At 43.7% G+C, this 16,228-nt stretch carries 14 protein-coding genes; 10 read left to right on the plus strand and 4 right to left on the minus strand.

What is annotated here, in order from left to right; translation table 11 throughout:
- Positions 1–571: 571 nt before the first annotated feature.
- Positions 572–1,945: an argininosuccinate lyase gene (gene argH, locus RH96_RS10610; protein ID WP_010200779.1), complete on the minus strand. Its 1,374-nt coding sequence runs from the start codon at positions 1,943–1,945 to the stop codon at positions 572–574.
- A 125-nt stretch (positions 1,946–2,070) separates the two neighbouring features.
- On the opposite strand from argH, the gene RH96_RS10615 reads away from it, so the two are divergent.
- The 6 genes from RH96_RS10615 (at position 2,071) to RH96_RS10640 (ending at position 8,185) form a co-directional block, all read left to right on the plus strand.
- Positions 2,071–3,222: a sensor histidine kinase gene (locus RH96_RS10615; protein WP_010200780.1), complete on the plus strand. Its 1,152-nt coding sequence runs from the start codon at positions 2,071–2,073 to the stop codon at positions 3,220–3,222.
- A gap of 179 nt (positions 3,223–3,401) precedes the next feature.
- Positions 3,402–4,139, plus strand: a complete 738-nt coding sequence (locus tag RH96_RS10620) for a LytR/AlgR family response regulator transcription factor (protein WP_010200781.1) — start codon at positions 3,402–3,404, stop codon at positions 4,137–4,139.
- Positions 4,140–4,333: 194 nt separating this feature from the next.
- Positions 4,334–5,368, plus strand: a complete 1,035-nt coding sequence (gene hemC, locus RH96_RS10625) for a hydroxymethylbilane synthase (protein WP_010200782.1) — start codon at positions 4,334–4,336, stop codon at positions 5,366–5,368.
- Positions 5,369–5,513: 145 nt separating this feature from the next.
- Positions 5,514–6,500 carry a uroporphyrinogen-III synthase gene (locus RH96_RS10630; protein WP_010200783.1) on the plus strand — a complete coding sequence of 329 codons (987 nt, stop codon included), beginning with the start codon at positions 5,514–5,516 and terminating at the stop codon, positions 6,498–6,500.
- 99 nt (positions 6,501–6,599) lie between these two features.
- A complete protein-coding gene (locus tag RH96_RS10635; protein WP_010200784.1) occupies positions 6,600–7,619 on the plus strand; it encodes a hypothetical protein in 1,020 nt (339 codons plus the stop codon).
- A gap of 74 nt (positions 7,620–7,693) precedes the next feature.
- Positions 7,694–8,185 carry an acyl-CoA thioesterase gene (locus tag RH96_RS10640; protein ID WP_010200785.1) on the plus strand — a complete coding sequence of 164 codons (492 nt, stop codon included), beginning with the start codon at positions 7,694–7,696 and terminating at the stop codon, positions 8,183–8,185.
- 96 nt (positions 8,186–8,281) lie between these two features.
- On the opposite strand, the gene ribBA is transcribed toward RH96_RS10640, so the two are convergent.
- Both ribBA and RH96_RS10650 read right to left on the minus strand, forming a co-directional pair.
- Entirely contained in the window at positions 8,282–9,394 is a 1,113-nt protein-coding gene (gene ribBA, locus RH96_RS10645; RefSeq protein WP_010200786.1) for a bifunctional 3,4-dihydroxy-2-butanone-4-phosphate synthase/GTP cyclohydrolase II, read from the minus strand.
- 325 nt (positions 9,395–9,719) lie between these two features.
- The gene (locus RH96_RS10650; protein ID WP_010200787.1) at positions 9,720–11,009 is read right to left on the minus strand and encodes a replication-associated recombination protein A; all 1,290 of its coding nucleotides are present in this window, start codon (positions 11,007–11,009) and stop codon (positions 9,720–9,722) included.
- Between the two features lie 380 nt (positions 11,010–11,389).
- Between RH96_RS10650 and RH96_RS10655 the strand changes: the two genes are divergently transcribed.
- Positions 11,390–11,902, plus strand: a complete 513-nt coding sequence (locus RH96_RS10655) for a hypothetical protein (RefSeq protein WP_010200789.1) — start codon at positions 11,390–11,392, stop codon at positions 11,900–11,902.
- Between the two features lie 81 nt (positions 11,903–11,983).
- Positions 11,984–12,985 (plus strand): hypothetical protein, encoded by a 1,002-nt coding sequence (locus RH96_RS15135; protein ID WP_010200791.1) that lies wholly within the window; start codon positions 11,984–11,986, stop codon positions 12,983–12,985.
- Positions 12,986–13,121: 136 nt separating this feature from the next.
- Here the strand turns inward: RH96_RS15135 and gltA are convergent, their stop codons facing one another.
- Positions 13,122–14,402: a citrate synthase gene (gene gltA / locus RH96_RS10665; protein WP_010200792.1), complete on the minus strand. Its 1,281-nt coding sequence runs from the start codon at positions 14,400–14,402 to the stop codon at positions 13,122–13,124.
- Between the two features lie 1,015 nt (positions 14,403–15,417).
- On the opposite strand from gltA, the gene sdhC reads away from it, so the two are divergent.
- Both sdhC and sdhD read left to right on the plus strand, forming a co-directional pair.
- Positions 15,418–15,804 carry a succinate dehydrogenase, cytochrome b556 subunit gene (gene sdhC / locus RH96_RS10670; protein WP_010200793.1) on the plus strand — a complete coding sequence of 129 codons (387 nt, stop codon included), beginning with the start codon at positions 15,418–15,420 and terminating at the stop codon, positions 15,802–15,804.
- A gap of 20 nt (positions 15,805–15,824) precedes the next feature.
- Positions 15,825–16,211: a succinate dehydrogenase, hydrophobic membrane anchor protein gene (sdhD, locus tag RH96_RS10675; RefSeq protein WP_227500963.1), complete on the plus strand. Its 387-nt coding sequence runs from the start codon at positions 15,825–15,827 to the stop codon at positions 16,209–16,211.
- The last annotated feature ends 17 nt before the right edge of the window (positions 16,212–16,228 follow it).

Below are 16,228 nucleotides of genomic sequence, written 5' to 3' on the forward strand. Positions count from 1 at the left end.
AAGAATATGGGCATTTAGACCTACCAAATACTACTAATTCTCTCGAAGGGTTATTCAGTGAGCTCAAGCGACAATTACACAGTCATCATGGGCTAAATGAGTATCGTAAGTTACGGTTTATTAAAGACTTTTTAGAGTCAAAGACACTCAAATAGCATGAATTATGTCCATTAGCGACTACCTTCTAATTTCTAGCATGAATTTTGTCCATTACACCTTAATATTAAAATGCTTTGCGGTAGCAATGCCTGAATGTCCTTGTTGATAATAGGCTATCACCCTTAGTTTAAAGTCGATGTCATACTTCATAAAATAACCCCCATAAGTTGTGTCCAACTTATGGGGGTCAGTTCAAGAGAGCGGGTTTTTATTAGGGCGTGTCTTCATTTCAAAAATGGCGATAAAAATCAGATAAATTGCCGTCAAACAAGAAAAATAGCGCAGATAATATCAGGATACTAACCAGCTATTTGACGATGTTTGGCAAGATTTAGCCATTTTTAGCCCATTTAGATGACTATCGAGTGAATTGAAGACAGGCCCTAATAGGCTTATATTTTTATCAAATGTTTTAGGCAAATACTTTTAAGCGTGCGCGACCATTAATGACGGCTTGTTTAACTTGATTTGGTGCTGTGCCACCTAAATGATCACGAGCTGCCAATGAGCCTTCTAGTGTTAAAAAGTCAAAAACATCGTCACCAATAGCATCGCTAAACTGCTGGAGCTGCGCCAAGGATAAATCACTCAAATCGACGCCTTCTTTGATACCCAAAGCAACGGCATTACCCACCACTTCATGGGCATCACGGAAAGCGACACCGTTACGTACCAGATAGTCTGCCAAATCAGTCGCTGTCGCATAGCCTTTCATTGTAGCGGCGCGCATGTTTTCTTTATTTGGGGTGATGTTTGGTAGCATGTCACCAAAGGCCAATAAACAGCCGGTAAGCGTATCGACGCAATCAAAGAGCGGCTCTTTGTCTTCTTGGTTGTCTTTATTGTAGGCGAGGGGCTGGCTCTTCATCAGGCTCAGCAAGGTCATGAGTTGACCAAAGACACGGGCTGCTTTACCGCGTACTAACTCTGGTACGTCAGGGTTTTTCTTTTGCGGCATGATAGATGAGCCGGTACAGAAGCGATCTGGTATCTGTACAAAGTTAAACTGCGCTGACATCCATAGGATAATCTCTTCGCTCATGCGTGACATGTGCATCATCAAGATAGAAGCAGCTGATGTGAACTCAATAGCGAAGTCGCGATCTGAGACAGCATCAAGCGAGTTTTGGCAAATGCCTTCAAAGCCCAACAGTTCAGCGGTAATCGTACGATCGATTGGGAAGGTCGTGCCAGCAAGCGCGGCACTACCAAGCGGCATCTGATTGATACGGCGACGCGCATCGACTAGACGTTCAGTATCGCGGTATAACATCTCAAACCAAGCCATCACATGATGACCAAAGCTGACTGGCTGCGCGGTTTGCAAATGGGTGAAACCAGGCATGATGGTATCAGTATGCTGCTCAGCCAAATCTAGCAAACCACTTTGCAAGCGCACTAACAAGGCAATGATATTATCAGTCTCTTCGCGCAGCCATAAACGGATATCGGTGGCGACCTGATCATTACGGCTACGACCAGTGTGTAGCTTTTTGCCCACCGCACCGACGATATCTGTCAGGCGCGATTCAACGTTCATATGCACGTCTTCAAGCGCAATCGACCAATTAAACTCACCAGCTTCGATCTCTTTCAGCACTTGTTGTAGACCGTCAATAATAGTGGCAACATCATCAGCACTTAAGATGTCACATTCTTTTAGCATGGTTGCGTGTGCAATCGAGCCTTGAATATCGTGCCGCGCGAAGCGTTGATCGAAGCCCACGGAGGCAGTAAAGGCAGCGACGAAGCTATCGGTTGCTTCACTAAAGCGCCCGCCCCACATCTGCTGACCTTGGCTGTTTGAAGGACTGCTTACAGGGCTGTTTTGCACCGCAGCGTTTGTTATAGAAGCATCTGTGCTAAAATCAGTGACAGATGAATTTTTATTTGAATCAGGATTACTAGGGTGTGAAGAATTGGCGTTCATATCGGTCTAAGACAAATCAAGAGAATAAGAGCCCAAGTATAGCAAATGATGAGGTTGCCTTACTAGCTGCGCGCTTAGAGTTTTTTATTCCCAAGCTCATGGACGTCATGAGACCTTGGCAGTGGCTGCTTTACATCTTTTTTTGGTCGCTGTTCGTGACGGTGATTGATCGTCATGACTTGGCAACTTGGTCAGAATTTGTGATTAAATTCATGAGCCGATTTTTACAAAACACAGTAAGTATCATCCCATCATTATACCTAGTAGATTATTTACGCCCTGTCTTTACACGTATGAGCATCGTCAAAGTCAGCATTTATATTCTTGCGCTACTCATGCTAGCTTCTGCAATATCAATGACATTAGTCATGCTTATTATGATCAATGTGGGCTGGCTTGAATACGATCTGCAAGCTTTTATTATCAATGTTCTGTTTGATACCATCATTGGTGGCGGCTTTACCTTGGTGTTTCTACTGTATTTTTTACGTCGCTATCGTGAGGTTAGTGCGCTCAAAAAATCGTTTGAGTATAAATTGACTGCACAAAACGATGTGATTAAAGCACGCCTTGCCCCGCATTTCTTCTTTAATACCATTAATACTTTAGTATCCCTTATTGAGTCCAATCCCTCTCGAGCAGCCTCCTTATTGCAACACGTTTCCGCGTTATTTCGTGCCAGTTTTGAAGGTGCCCGAGAGATTAGCTTTGAAGAAGAAATCGCGCTTTGCGAGCATTATCTTGCCATTGAATCTATTCGCTTGGCGGACAAGCTCATTGTCAATTGGCGGCTACCTGACGAGGATGTCATGTATGACATGGTCATCACCGCTTTGATGCTCCAAAGCGTGATTGAAAAGATGCTACTGAATGTGGTTGAAATGACCACCGAAACCATTTATATCGACATTGAAGTAACGTGGCAACAGCATCGCGTGACGATTACCATCAGTGTGCAACTGCCCAAAAAAACCTTAATGGTTCACTACGATTTGCGTCAGCACATGAATTTTTATATTCAAGCCGAACGTTTACGCGCCTACTTTGGCCAAAGTGCCGACATTCAAAGTACCGTCACTAGTAAGCAAATCGTTACTGTCATAGATTATCCTCTTCAAGACGTCAGTCTATGATCTTTATCTGGTTATATTCTCTTTGATAACTGACCGTGGCATATTTATTGCAGCATTTATACTATTATTATTTCGTTATTAGTTTTAAAGGATGGCGATAACAGCTTAAGGATAAATGTTATTATGTTACTGATACGATTAAAGAAATATACTAGGCACGCCGTAAGAAAGGAGTTTCCATGCGGATTGTAGTTTGTGATGATGAGCCGTTAGCACGTGAGCGTTTGGTTAGGATTGTGCAGGAGTCGGGTCATCAAGTGGTTGCGCAAGCAACGACAGGCGCAGAAGCCATCGTGGCAGTGAAAACTCAACAACCGGACATCATTTTATTAGATATTCGCATGCCTGAAATGGATGGGGTTCGCTGTGCGCAAGAGCTTGCTAAGCTTGAGCATCCGCCAGCGATTATTTTTGTCACTGCCTACGATCATTATGCGATTGCTGCGCTAAAAGCCAATGCGATCGGTTATTTATTAAAACCAGCCAATAAAGATGAATTGCTAGAAGCACTTGCTAAAGCGAAAAATCTAAACGCAGCGCAGTTAAATGAGATTCGTAAGCTCGAAGATCCAATGGCACGTCCCGTCCGTGAACATATTGCGGCACGTACCCACCGCGGTGTTGAGCTGATTAAGCTCAAAGACATTTACTACTTTACGGCTGATCAAAAGTACGTCAAAGTTCGTCATAAAGACGGTATTGTCCTCATTGACGAGACCCTAAAAGAGTTGGAGCAAGAGTTTGAAGACCGCCTCTTTCGGGTACACCGTAACGCTATTATTAATCTCAGATTTTTGGACTTTTTAGAGACCTTAGATGCGGGACAGTATCAGATACGGTTTAAAGGTATTGATGAGACGCTAGCGGTTAGCCGCCGCCACCTGCCAGCGTTACGTGAAAAAATTCAGAGTATGTAACACACCATTGTCATAGCGAAATAATCATCCCATATCATCAAACCCTTATTTATGCTTAAATAGGGGTATTTTTTTGCGTTGGCAGTCATGGTAAATGGTCTTTATCGCTAGTTTATAATGTAAATTTGCATGACTGTTTCGCATTGACATCGCATGAATATTGCACTGTCGTATCGAACTTATTGAGGCCCTTTATGAGCAATCCGCAGCAACCTGCTTTGACCACTTTAAATATCGCCACACGCCAGAGTCCGTTGGCTCTGTGGCAAGCTGAACATATTCGTGATCGCCTGCTAGAGATGTATCCTGACTTGACCATTAATCTGCTAAAAATTGTCACTAAAGGTGACAAAATTTTGGACACGCCACTGGCCAAAATCGGTGGCAAAGGCTTGTTTGTCAAAGAGCTTGAGCAAGCGCTGTATGAGAACCAAGCAGATATCGCCGTGCACTCATTAAAAGACGTGCCCATGCAGTTGCCGGAAGGCTTGATGCTGGGTGTTTATTGCAAACGCGCTTCACCAACGGATGCTTTTGTTTCCAATACTTATAATAGTATTGATGAGCTGCCACAAGGTGCGGTAGTTGGCACGTCAAGCTTGCGTCGTCAGTGTCAAATCAAAGCCTATCGCCCCGATCTACAAATCAAAACCTTGCGCGGTAACGTTGGTACCCGTTTGGGTAAGCTGGATGCTGGCGAGTATGATGCGATTATTCTAGCGACCAGTGGTTTACAGCGTATTGAGCTTACCGATCGCATCCGCGGCGAGCTTGATATTGATGCTTGCTTGCCTGCGGTTGGGCAGGGTGCTCTGGCAATTGAATGCCGTGAAGGTGATGACGAGGTGATAAAATTACTCGCACCGCTCAATGATGATAAGGCTCGTATTCGCCTGATCGCTGAGCGCGCGCTAAACCGTCATTTAGAAGGTGGTTGCCAAGTGCCGATTGCGGCTTATGCCGTTCTACAAATGGCTGATGAAACAGCTGCCAACAACGATGACAATGGTAATAATGGCAACAATGATAATGGCAATGTGTTGTGGTTGCGTGGTCGTGTGGGTCAGGCCGATGGTAGTGAACTACTAAAAGCGGACAAACGGCTCACGTTAGTCGGCACACAAGCCGAGCAAGAAGTGCAGGCCAATCAGCTAGGTATTGATGTTGCCAAGCTCCTACTTGCCGATGGTGCTGGTGCTATCTTATCAGCGATTTATCATCCTGAATAATATTAGAATAAATAATATCTAAGCAAATGGCATCTAAGAATAGTATTTCTGTATGGTGAGTAGCTTAATCATAGAGTGGTAATTACTTATAATAACTCTGATTACGCTCACTTTAATTTCATCAGCATTGTTTCATGGTCGGTTTATGACTTGTTCAACGTCACAGCTCACGGATTCACCTCACTCGACTGAGCAATCATCAGCGCTGCCGCAAGTAGTCATCAACACGCGCCCGATAGAGCGAGCAGCGCCACTGACGCAGTGTCTACAAGCGGCAGGGCTGTCGGTCATTGAGATGCCGATGTTGGCATTGCAAGCACGTGCAGCGACCGATGAAGACAGAAAAATGATGCAGCAATGGCTAGCTGGTGACTATCAAGCACTGGTTATTGTCAGTCCGACCGCTGCGGCCTCAGGGTTGGCCATGTGGCAAGCACTTGAGGTTGAGCGTCACAAACAAAACAACATTACTGAGCTGGCAGAGTCCGCATTGGCAGCGTTAGAGACGCCAAGTCATTTGATTGCGGTTGGTGAGGTGACTGCTGCTGTCCTCAATGATGCCAAGCGACCTGTAGCAAGTTATCACGTGCTTCAGCCTACCATTGCCAATAACGAAGGTATGCTGGCGATGCCTGAGATTGAAAGTCTACAAGCGGGCGATAAACTATTGATATGGCGTGGACTTGGCGGACGTCGTCTGCTGGTCGATACCTTGCAGGCACGCGGTGTACATATCGATAGTATTGCTTGGTATGAGCGCATCATGCCTGACGAGGCGCAGGGTCAATATGAGCAATGGCTACAAGATTTTCAGGCACAAAACGCATCAAAAACCATAGCATCAGCAGACAGAATAAAGCCCGTCGTCGTGATCAGTAGTGGTACTGCCTTTGAGCATTGGGCAAGTACTGTTAAAGCAACAGCAGTAAAGGCTTCAGAAGCGACGAATTTAGAAGCAATTGCAAATAAAAGCAAGATCGACAATGCAGCGCTTAAATTATCAGACTTTACTTATATCGTATTGGGCGAACGCTTGGCAAACATGGTCGCAGAACAGCAATTGAGCTACTGGCGTGTGGAAGATTTGGCGCCGGAAACCATTCTGGCAGCCATTAGCGCTAAAGTCCTATAGAAAAAACGATTTCTTAATAACCAGACAACACTTAAAGCGTGATACGCTTTTTTTGTTCGCTTTAAATAGGTTTAACCCTACCCATAACGGTACTGTCTTATGTCAATAAATTCTGAATCATTATCTAAGGAACCTTCTGCTATCCAGCAGCGTCGGCAAGCAAACACCTTGTTGTTGCGTCTACAATGGTTGGTGATTTTGCTACTTATCGCGGCATTGTTAGTCTTATATATTAGCCATCAACGTTTTCAACATAGCGTCAATGAGCGTCTGCAAAGCAACGAGCAGGTGGTCAGCCGTCTAAATGAGATGGATGATCGCATATTTGCCATGAGTCAGCAGACCTTACCAGAGCCGAACGTAGCGACCAATAACCAAGCTCAGAATCAGCTGGATTTATTGCGTATTCAAATACAGGCAGCCAATAGATTATTGGCCGACAATAACGATAGCGCAGCGATAGACTTACTACGTGGTCTGCATTGGCAATTGGCACAAAGCAGCAATGAGATTGCCCCAGCGTTGACCGTGGTCATTAAGCAAAGTTTGCTCAAAGATATCGAACGCCTGCAAGCACAAAGTGCACAACCAAGCCCGTGGCAAATCCAAAATCTAGCGATTCAAAATATTCAAGATTTTTTGCACAGTCATGAGCGTGCCGCGAGCAGCAATAGTAATAGTAATGGCACTAGCAATAATAATGGTAATGAAGGCACTCAAAAAAATACTCAGCAAAGTAGAGCAGTAATCAATAATAACCTTGCTTTGACACGCCGCCAATTAATCATTCATGAAGTTATCATGACATTGAATTTAGCGAGCCAAGCCAGCAATATGCGTGAACAAGATCAGCTGGTCAGCTATCTGACGCAAGCTCGTAAACAACTAAAAACCTTAGTGCCACAGTCTTCTATGACTGCTAGCAAACAACCTGCACAAGCAGCAAAAAGTGCGACGAGCGCTGCTGAAAGTACAAACGATCTGGCCAAGAACTTAGAAACAATGAAAGCGCCAAGCGATATTCCAGAAGTACTCGATTGGTTAGATAGACTGATTGCCAATGCACCAAAACCAACGCCACTGCTGACCGCGCAAATTTTGGACAAACCGCAACGTTAACGAAAGATGACGTCAATGAATGAATATTATTTAAGACAATCGTCTATATCAATATTGAAAGATAAGGTTAAAACATGGATCATCCAAATAGAACAGTCGGTCTTGCCACTGAGGTACTAAACGATAGTCGTCCTGACGAATTGGCGCATTATCCTGTTATTCATCATCAGCCGATTCACTGGGGCGAGATGGATGCGTTTAACCACTTAAACAACGTCGTCTATTACCGTTATGCTGAGTCAGCGCGTATTGCGTATTTGCAGACGTTAGGGATGTTTGATGGCAGTATGGTCACCGTATTAGCACAATCCAGTTGCCAGTATTTGCGTCCCGTGACCTATCCGGATACTTTATTATTAGGCGTTCGTTGTCAACGTTTGGGTAATACGAGTATAACCATAGAGTATCGTTACTATAGTAAGGCGCAAGCGGCCATCGTTGCGACGGCTGAAGCAGTCGTGGTGCGCTTAGACAGTGGTGGCAAGAGTAAACTGCCTTGGACAATCGAAGAGCGCGAACGACTGCTCGCATTAGAAACAGACATTGGACATACGCCTAAATTTTAAAACTTAACACCTAATAAGTGAAAAAAGGCACGCTAACGGTAAATTAGCGTGCCTTTTTATGTGTGACTAATATTGAATCATTCAGCCAATCAAATCCTAAACTTGCTTTGGCGCATGCACAAAATCAACCACGTTTAACTCAAAACCTGACAACGCATAAAACTTCATCGGTGATGACAATAGACGCATATCACGCACACCTAAATGACGCAAAATCTGTGCGCCAACCCCGATACTGCGATAAGGCTGTTGGGTAATCGTAGATAGCGACTCATTATCAGCGGCTTTATCCAACGCATCGCCCAAATCAATCGGTTGATGACTGCCAATCCAAACCAAGACGCCACGGTCTGAGGCACTGATTTCTTCTAACGCTGACTGCACGCTCCAGCCACTACGTCCTGTGGTATCATTTTTAGCAGCAAACAAATCACGTAAAGGATGGAAGCCGTGTACACGAACGGTACTAACGCCTTCGCTGACATCACCTTTTACCAAGGCCAAATGCGTCTCATCAGCACCAAATTCACGGAAGCGATGTAGCGTAAAGGTGCCATATTCCGTTTCAAAAGGACGCGTTTCAATCTCTTCTACCGTTTGCTCGTTGGCGATACGGTAGTTGATGAGGTCAGCAATTGTACCCATCTTGATGCCATGCTCTTCGGCAAATATCTCAAGGTCATCACGGCGTGCCATTGTGCCATCCGCATTAATGATTTCAACAATCACTGCTGCTGGCTCAAGCCCTGCCAGACGTGCTAAATCACAACCCGCTTCCGTGTGACCCGCGCGGTGCAAGACGCCACCATTTTGAGCCATGATTGGGAAGATATGTCCAGGTTGGACGATGTCTTCAGGTTTTGCCGAAGAAGAAACCGCTGCTTGAATGGTACGCGCGCGGTCAGCAGCAGAAATGCCGGTGGTGACGCCTTCTGCCGCTTCGATAGAAACCGTAAAGTTGGTGCTAAATTTTGCCTCGTTACGATCAGACATCAACGGCAACGCCAACTGTTGGCAGCGTGCTTGTGACAAGGTCAAGCAGACCAATCCACGTGCATGAGTAATCATAAAATTGATATCTTCAGGGCGCACATGGGTCGCTGCCATAATGATATCACCTTCATTTTCACGGTCTTCATCATCCATCAAGATGACCATTTTTCCGGCACGAATGTCTTCGATAATCTCAGGAATCGTATTTAAACTCATAGTAAGTCTCAATATTTTATTATTTATAGATAGGTGTGATGTGGAATATAAAGCATTATCTGTCTATTGTAGCAGTAGATGCTACAGAGCGCTGTTGCGGTTAAGCAAAGGGCGTTAGATCAAATTGATCCATCGTAGACGTTATTGAATCATTGCTCATATACCAATATGAGGACATTTTAACGCTTTTCAGCCCACTGTGCTGCTTCATCTCAAAACTATATGGGCCAGTCTGTCAAAAATAGTGATAAGTATTATCAATGATTGCTGCTGTTTATCCATTAACGCACACATTACATAATGAGCTGAGCCATGTTATGCATGTTTATTCATTACTCGCCGCTTGGTCTTTCAGCCAATCCATGAACTGTTTACTATGCTGCTCGCGCTGATTATCTGCAAACTCATAAAAGCGTGTGCCGATTAAATTTTCTGGCAAATAAGACTGCGGATAATAATGATTGGGATAATCATGCGGGTAATTATAACCTTGACCATAGCCCTGATTGCGCATCAATTTGGTCACGCCATTACGCAAATGGAGTGGTACGGGCGAGGCATCTTTTTCTGCCAACGCCAACGCCGCATTGATGGCTTTATAGGTGCTATTACTTTTGGCACTGGTGGCTAGATAGACCACCACTTGCCCCAAGATAATACGCGCTTCTGGCATACCAATCGACTGCACACTACGTAACGCTGCATCAGCAAGGAGTAGGGCATTAGGATTGGCATTGCCGATATCTTCGCTGGCCAAAATTACTAAGCGTCGCGCAATAAAGTCAGCAGGCTCACCGCCAACGAGCATCCGCGCCATCCAATACAAAGCTGCATCAGGATCGGAGCCACGGACAGATTTTATCATTGCCGATATAATATCGTAATGCTGCTCGCCATCTTTGTCGTAACGCACCAAAGCGGTTTGCGCCACTCGGCTTACCAGTTCGTCATTAATGATAACTGGCGACTGTTTAGCATCAGCCGTTTGAATCGCTAGCTCCAGTACATTTAGCGCCTTTCTGGCATCACCATGCGCCAATTGACTGATCGTATTTTGCGCTTGCAGGTCGATAGTCAGATTTTGCAGAATGTTATCTTCTTGCATGGCCCGTTGTAAGACTGCACTGATTTGCTCAGGCGTTAGTGGCTCTAGACGATAAACTTGGCAACGAGATAAGAGGGCATTATTGACACTAAAGGAAGGATTTTCAGTAGTCGCACCAATCAAGGTAATATCACCAGACTCTACAGCGCCCAGTAATGCATCTTGCTGAGCTTTGTTAAAACGATGAATCTCATCGATGAACACCACTGGTGATTCGAAGTTTAAAGAATCTTTGGTGTCTAGCACTTCACGCAATTGCTTAACGCCAGTATTCAAGGCAGATAGCGCATGAAAAGGACGACCAACGGCATCAGCGAGCAGCATGGCAATGGTGGTTTTGCCAATGCCAGCTTCACCATGCAAGATAATGGACGGCAGGTGTCCTTGCTCCACCAAACGTCTTAATGGCGCACCCTTTGCTAATAAATGTTCTTGACCAATAATAGCATCAAGAGTTGTGGGGCGCATACGCTGGGCGAGTGGGGTATCGGCATGAAAGTTAGGCGGCATAGGACTCTCTATTATAGGGTCGGATAATTATGACTTTACTACAATGACAGAGTGACTTGATGAAGCTGTTTTGTACAGAATAAATATTCGGCAGTCGTCATGTTTTGTAGAAAAACAAAGTTATTTGATAATCAGTATTAGACATCAGTGGTAAAAATAAGCTAATTTATACAAACAGCCCTTAATCATTGCTCTTCATAACTATTATAGTTGAGCGGCTAGGCTAACGTAGATTGACGTTAAGAAAAATCGGCTAAGTGTACAGCTTATGTCTTAGATACTTGTTTTTCAATGCTTGTTTTTCAATGCTTGGGTTTCAATGTTTGCACCCCTATTTAATGGTTTAGCATGATTCACTAGCGTAAGGTAATTCATTAACGATGTATCAGCAGACTCTCAAGCAGTTTTTACAAGCAAGATTTTCAAAAAAACAATCACGAAAGCTGACTGCTGGCGAGATAGCGCTCGCTCATTCGGTATTCGGTAACAGTATCATACTCGATGACGTTCACCTTAAAACCGCGCGCTGGGTACTCAAAAATTATGCGGTCAGCCCTAATGGTAATATTTACTTTCATCCGGCAGATTGGATAGCAGATTTTGGCCATGCGTCCATTGGTAAGCAAAGTTGGCTCATACACGAGCTAACCCACGTTTGGCAGCTACAACAAGGATTAAAGGTAGTACGCGGTGCCGTTATGGATCGCTGTTATGATTATGTGCTAGAGACGGGTAAATCCTTTTTTAAATATGGTATCGAACAGCAGGCACGCATGGTACAAGACTATTTCGTACGTCGGCAACTTGGCAAAGACTGTCAAGATCTAGAAGCTTGTATTCCATTTCTGACCGTACATGCTGTGAATAATGCGGCAGATAAAAAGTACGACTAAAAAAACGACATAAAGCAGCAATGGATTGCTGTGATAATTCTAACTTTTATTATTTTGCATTAACAAAGGATATGTACTCTGATGTTTAAATTTTTGCCAGAAACGCTGGATAATGAGACTCATGATAGCGATATGAATAAAAGCTTCTCAGACAAAAGCACCAGCTCTCTACGTTATCCCTCAACGTTACTTGTAGTAATGCTAAGCGGCATATTGCTATTGAGTGGTTGCCAGCAAGCAGACACGCAACCTGAGCCAAAGGACAGTCAAAGCACTGAACAGACGAGTGCTGAAGACAGTCAACCAATGCCGCAAAGTGATTCGGCTGCTGCGCGTATCAAACAGTTTCAGCCGTTGTACGTCGCTCAAGCACAAGGGTTGCAGCGTCGGCTACAAGCAGAGTACGAATCGTTGCAAGCCGCTGACGCATCAGACAGCGAAGCCTTGCTCTTAGATAATGATACGGGAACCAGTAATAACGTCAATGGGACAACAACTGGTGAACCTGCGTCTCAAGCCGCTTCTACAGTAGATGCTAGTGGCGCGGATAACCCAAAAAGCAGCACTGGACAAGGTGCCACTGCGACTGGCTCAGTACCTACTACTGTAGATAGCAAAACAGACGTAGATGCCGATATCAATACAAGTACTGAGGTGGGTGAACGTGATTTGACTGTATTAAAGCGTATCAGTCTTGAGCCGCGTAAACCTGTCATGTTGACCGAAGAACAAATCATAGAACGCTATCAACAAACGATGGATGCACTGTATCAGCCTGTGACCACACCGCTCAGTGCAGAAGATTCTGACACGCTAATCGATATAGCAACTTTGGTGCCGCAGTTATTTGAGCATGCAGAAATCGCTGGACGGGTCAGTGCAAAAAGCCCAGCGCTGGCACGTTTGATCATTCAGCATCAGGTATGGGAACAAATAGAAGCTCAGCAAGTCATCGATATGCAACAAATGAAGCTTGACCAACAAAAAGAGTTTGAGACATTGATGACCAAATTTAATGAAACCATTGAAGGATATGATGAACAAATCGCTAAATACGAGCAGACACTAAAAGAATTCCAATAACGCCCCACGTTTTTCTGAACATAAGGATTGAGTTATCAGTAATTTGCAGTAAAACCGATAATATTGATCTAAAAAACGAAGCAATAAAAAATCCCGCACGATGGCGGGATTTTTTATTGCTCAAATACTATTTAGCTTACTTGCGATCTTCGACCTTTACAAAATCACGGCGCGTTTCACCAGTATATAACTGACGTGGGCGACCGATTTTGAATGGTGCACTGTGCATCTCTAACCAATGGCTGATCCAACCAGAAGTACGAGCCAGTGCAAAGATTACGGTAAACATTGACGTTGGGATACCGATAGCTTTCAAGATGATACCAGAGTAAAAATCAACGTTTGGATATAGGTTGCGCTCGATGAAGAACGGGTCTTCTAGTGCAATTTTTTCTAGCGCCATCGCCAATTCAAGCTTAGGATCATTGATACCAAGTGCTTCTAATACCTCATCACAAGTCTCTTTCATTACTTGTGCACGTGGATCGAAGTTTTTGTAGACACGGTGACCAAAGCCCATTAGCTTCACTTCACGGCTTTTTACTTTTTCCATGAATTCAGGCACGTTTTCGACCGTACCGATTTCATCTAGCATCTCAAGAACGGCTTCGTTCGCGCCGCCATGTGATGGTCCCCAAAGGGCTGCGATACCAGCAGCGATACAGGCATAAGGGTTAGCACCCGTAGAGCCGGCTAAACGTACCGTTGACGTAGAAGCGTTTTGCTCATGGTCAGCATGCAAGGTAAAGATTTTGTCCATTGCACGAGTGATGACATCGTTTTTCTGATAATCTACATCAGCAGGCGTTGCAAACATCATGTATAAGAAGTTTTCAGCGTAGTTAAAGTCATTACGCGGGTACATGAACGGTTCGCCCTGAGAGTATTTGTAACTCATTGCAGCAAGCGTTGGCATTTTAGCAATCAGACGAATAGCCGTGATTTCACGATGCTCTTCGTTACTGACGTCTAGGTTGTCATGATAGAAGGCTGATAAAGCACCAACGACACCAACCATAATAGCCATTGGATGCGCGTCACGACGGAAGCCTTCAAAAAACTTACGCAATTGGTCATGGACGCCTGAGTGCTTACGGATCTTTTCAAAGAAATCTGCTTTTTGCTCGGCATTAGGCAATTCGCCATGAACAAGCGCATAAGCCACTTCTAAATATTCAGCGTTGTTTGCTAATTGATCGATAGGGTAGCCGCGATGCAATAACTCGCCTTTGCCGCCATCGATAAAAGTAATTTTTGATTCAACAGGTGCGGTTACTTTAAAACCAGGATCATAAGACCAAAAGCCCGACTCTTGTAACGCCGCAACATCGATAACTGGGCGCCCTAAAGTACCTTTAATAATTGGAAGTTCGTATTCTTTACCATCTACGGTTAGTTTGGCGTGAGTGTCAGCCATAAATTCCTCTCCATTGGTTGTAACTTGTTAGAATAAAAATATACCGACGCACAGCCTCGCGCCATTACTAGTAAAACGGTCAAAATGTTTTTAACGTATTTAATATGCAGGCTATATTAGCAGCAATTCTCTATGATTTGAAAAAACTTTTAGCAGCAAAGGCACCAACTGGTGTGGTTTCATAGTGTCTATCTACTGTAAATTTTGTATCAAAATATGTCTGTCAGGTTATTTTACTTAAAATACATCTCTTCATGAGAAAGTTTATAGCAGCATTACGAGTCTAATATTTTCGGTTTTTCAATATAATTCAGAGACAAATCTCACAAACAGTCACAGCAAAAACTGGCAGAGTATACCTAGCAAGCGAGTGAAGGTTTTTGATAATAATTGCTATTGAAAATCAGTATTATCTCTGTTCATGCATTTATCGATCAAGTATGTATATATTCTTACTAGATGGATAAGTTTGTAATTATTGCTCAGTCATTTTATAATTGTAGCCATTAACTAGCACTAGCTTTGCGCGAATGAACAAATGACCATGCTATAGTGTCGCTCAGAGCGTATTCTATTCATGCTTATTTACGATTGTCTGGTATTATCATAGACCAAACCGCATTCTATGGTTTGAATTTTCTTCTCAACCAATCTTTTCTATTTGTTTGGCATAGTGTTTTGAGTGCTCAGCATAAGGTCTGATATAGAAGACATAGTAACGTTGTCTTGTTATTCATACGACCTATAAAAATAGACTGGTTAGTCGATCTTACTCATGTTTATTCTCTTTGTTGTATAATAGATAGGTTGTTTGATAGGCCTGTCAGTTCGACAAGCGATATTGAGCCGTCTATCAATACCTTTATATACATGATCCTTTCTTCATATTTAGCGCAAACTAAACGAAGTCAGCTAGCTCTTCCTTACTTTATTCGTCTCGTGTGTTGCTCGATGCTTAATTGACACTATTTATGTCAAGCATTGATAGCAGATACAGGAGTATAACCGCAAAAGGATGCCCGCTGTGAAAAGCAACCGACCTATTGATCTGCCTCTAAGCCAAGTGATTAGCGTTAATCGCTCACCGATTGCGATCGCCTCAATCTTGCATCGTATCTCTGGCATTATTCTATTTTTATTGATTCCTGTCATGCTGTGGTTACTACAGAACTCATTGGCGTCGCCTGAGAGTTTTGAGACCGTATTTGACAACGTGCTTGTGCGCTTTTTAGCATGGATATTCGTTGCGGCGATTGCTTATCACTTTGTGATGGGTATCAAGCACTTATTTGCTGATATGGGCATGAATGAAGAACTAAAATCTGGCCGCACTGCGTCTATGGTTAGTTTTGTGATTGCAGCGATTCTAATTGTCGCGTCATTTGTATGGGTGATGTTCTAATGATTAAAAATGATTCAGGAATCAAAAGTGCGACTGGTCTGACTGGTTCAGGCTCACGCGATTGGATTATTCAGCGTATTAGCGCTGTTGTTTTAGCTGTTTATAGTGTGGTATTGCTGGGCTTCTTTTTGACGCATGGCGATGTTACTTATCTTGAATGGTCATCATTTATGACTAGCCTACCGATGCGCTTATTTAGCTTAGTGGCGGTACTTGCACTAGCCGGCCATGCTTGGGTTGGTATGTGGACAGTGTTCACTGATTATATTACCACTGGCAAATTAGGCTCAAGCGCAGCAGGTCTACGTTTGGTATTACAGTCATTGATGATTATTGCTATTTTAGTGTTTTTATTTTGGGGCATCATGATTTTTTGGGGTACTGGTTTCGGTGTTGTTGCCGTTTAACTATAGCCAATCCCTAT

It is taken from the genome of Psychrobacter sp. PAMC 21119, assembly GCF_000247495.1.
Lineage (GTDB): Bacteria > Pseudomonadota > Gammaproteobacteria > Pseudomonadales > Moraxellaceae > Psychrobacter > Psychrobacter glaciei.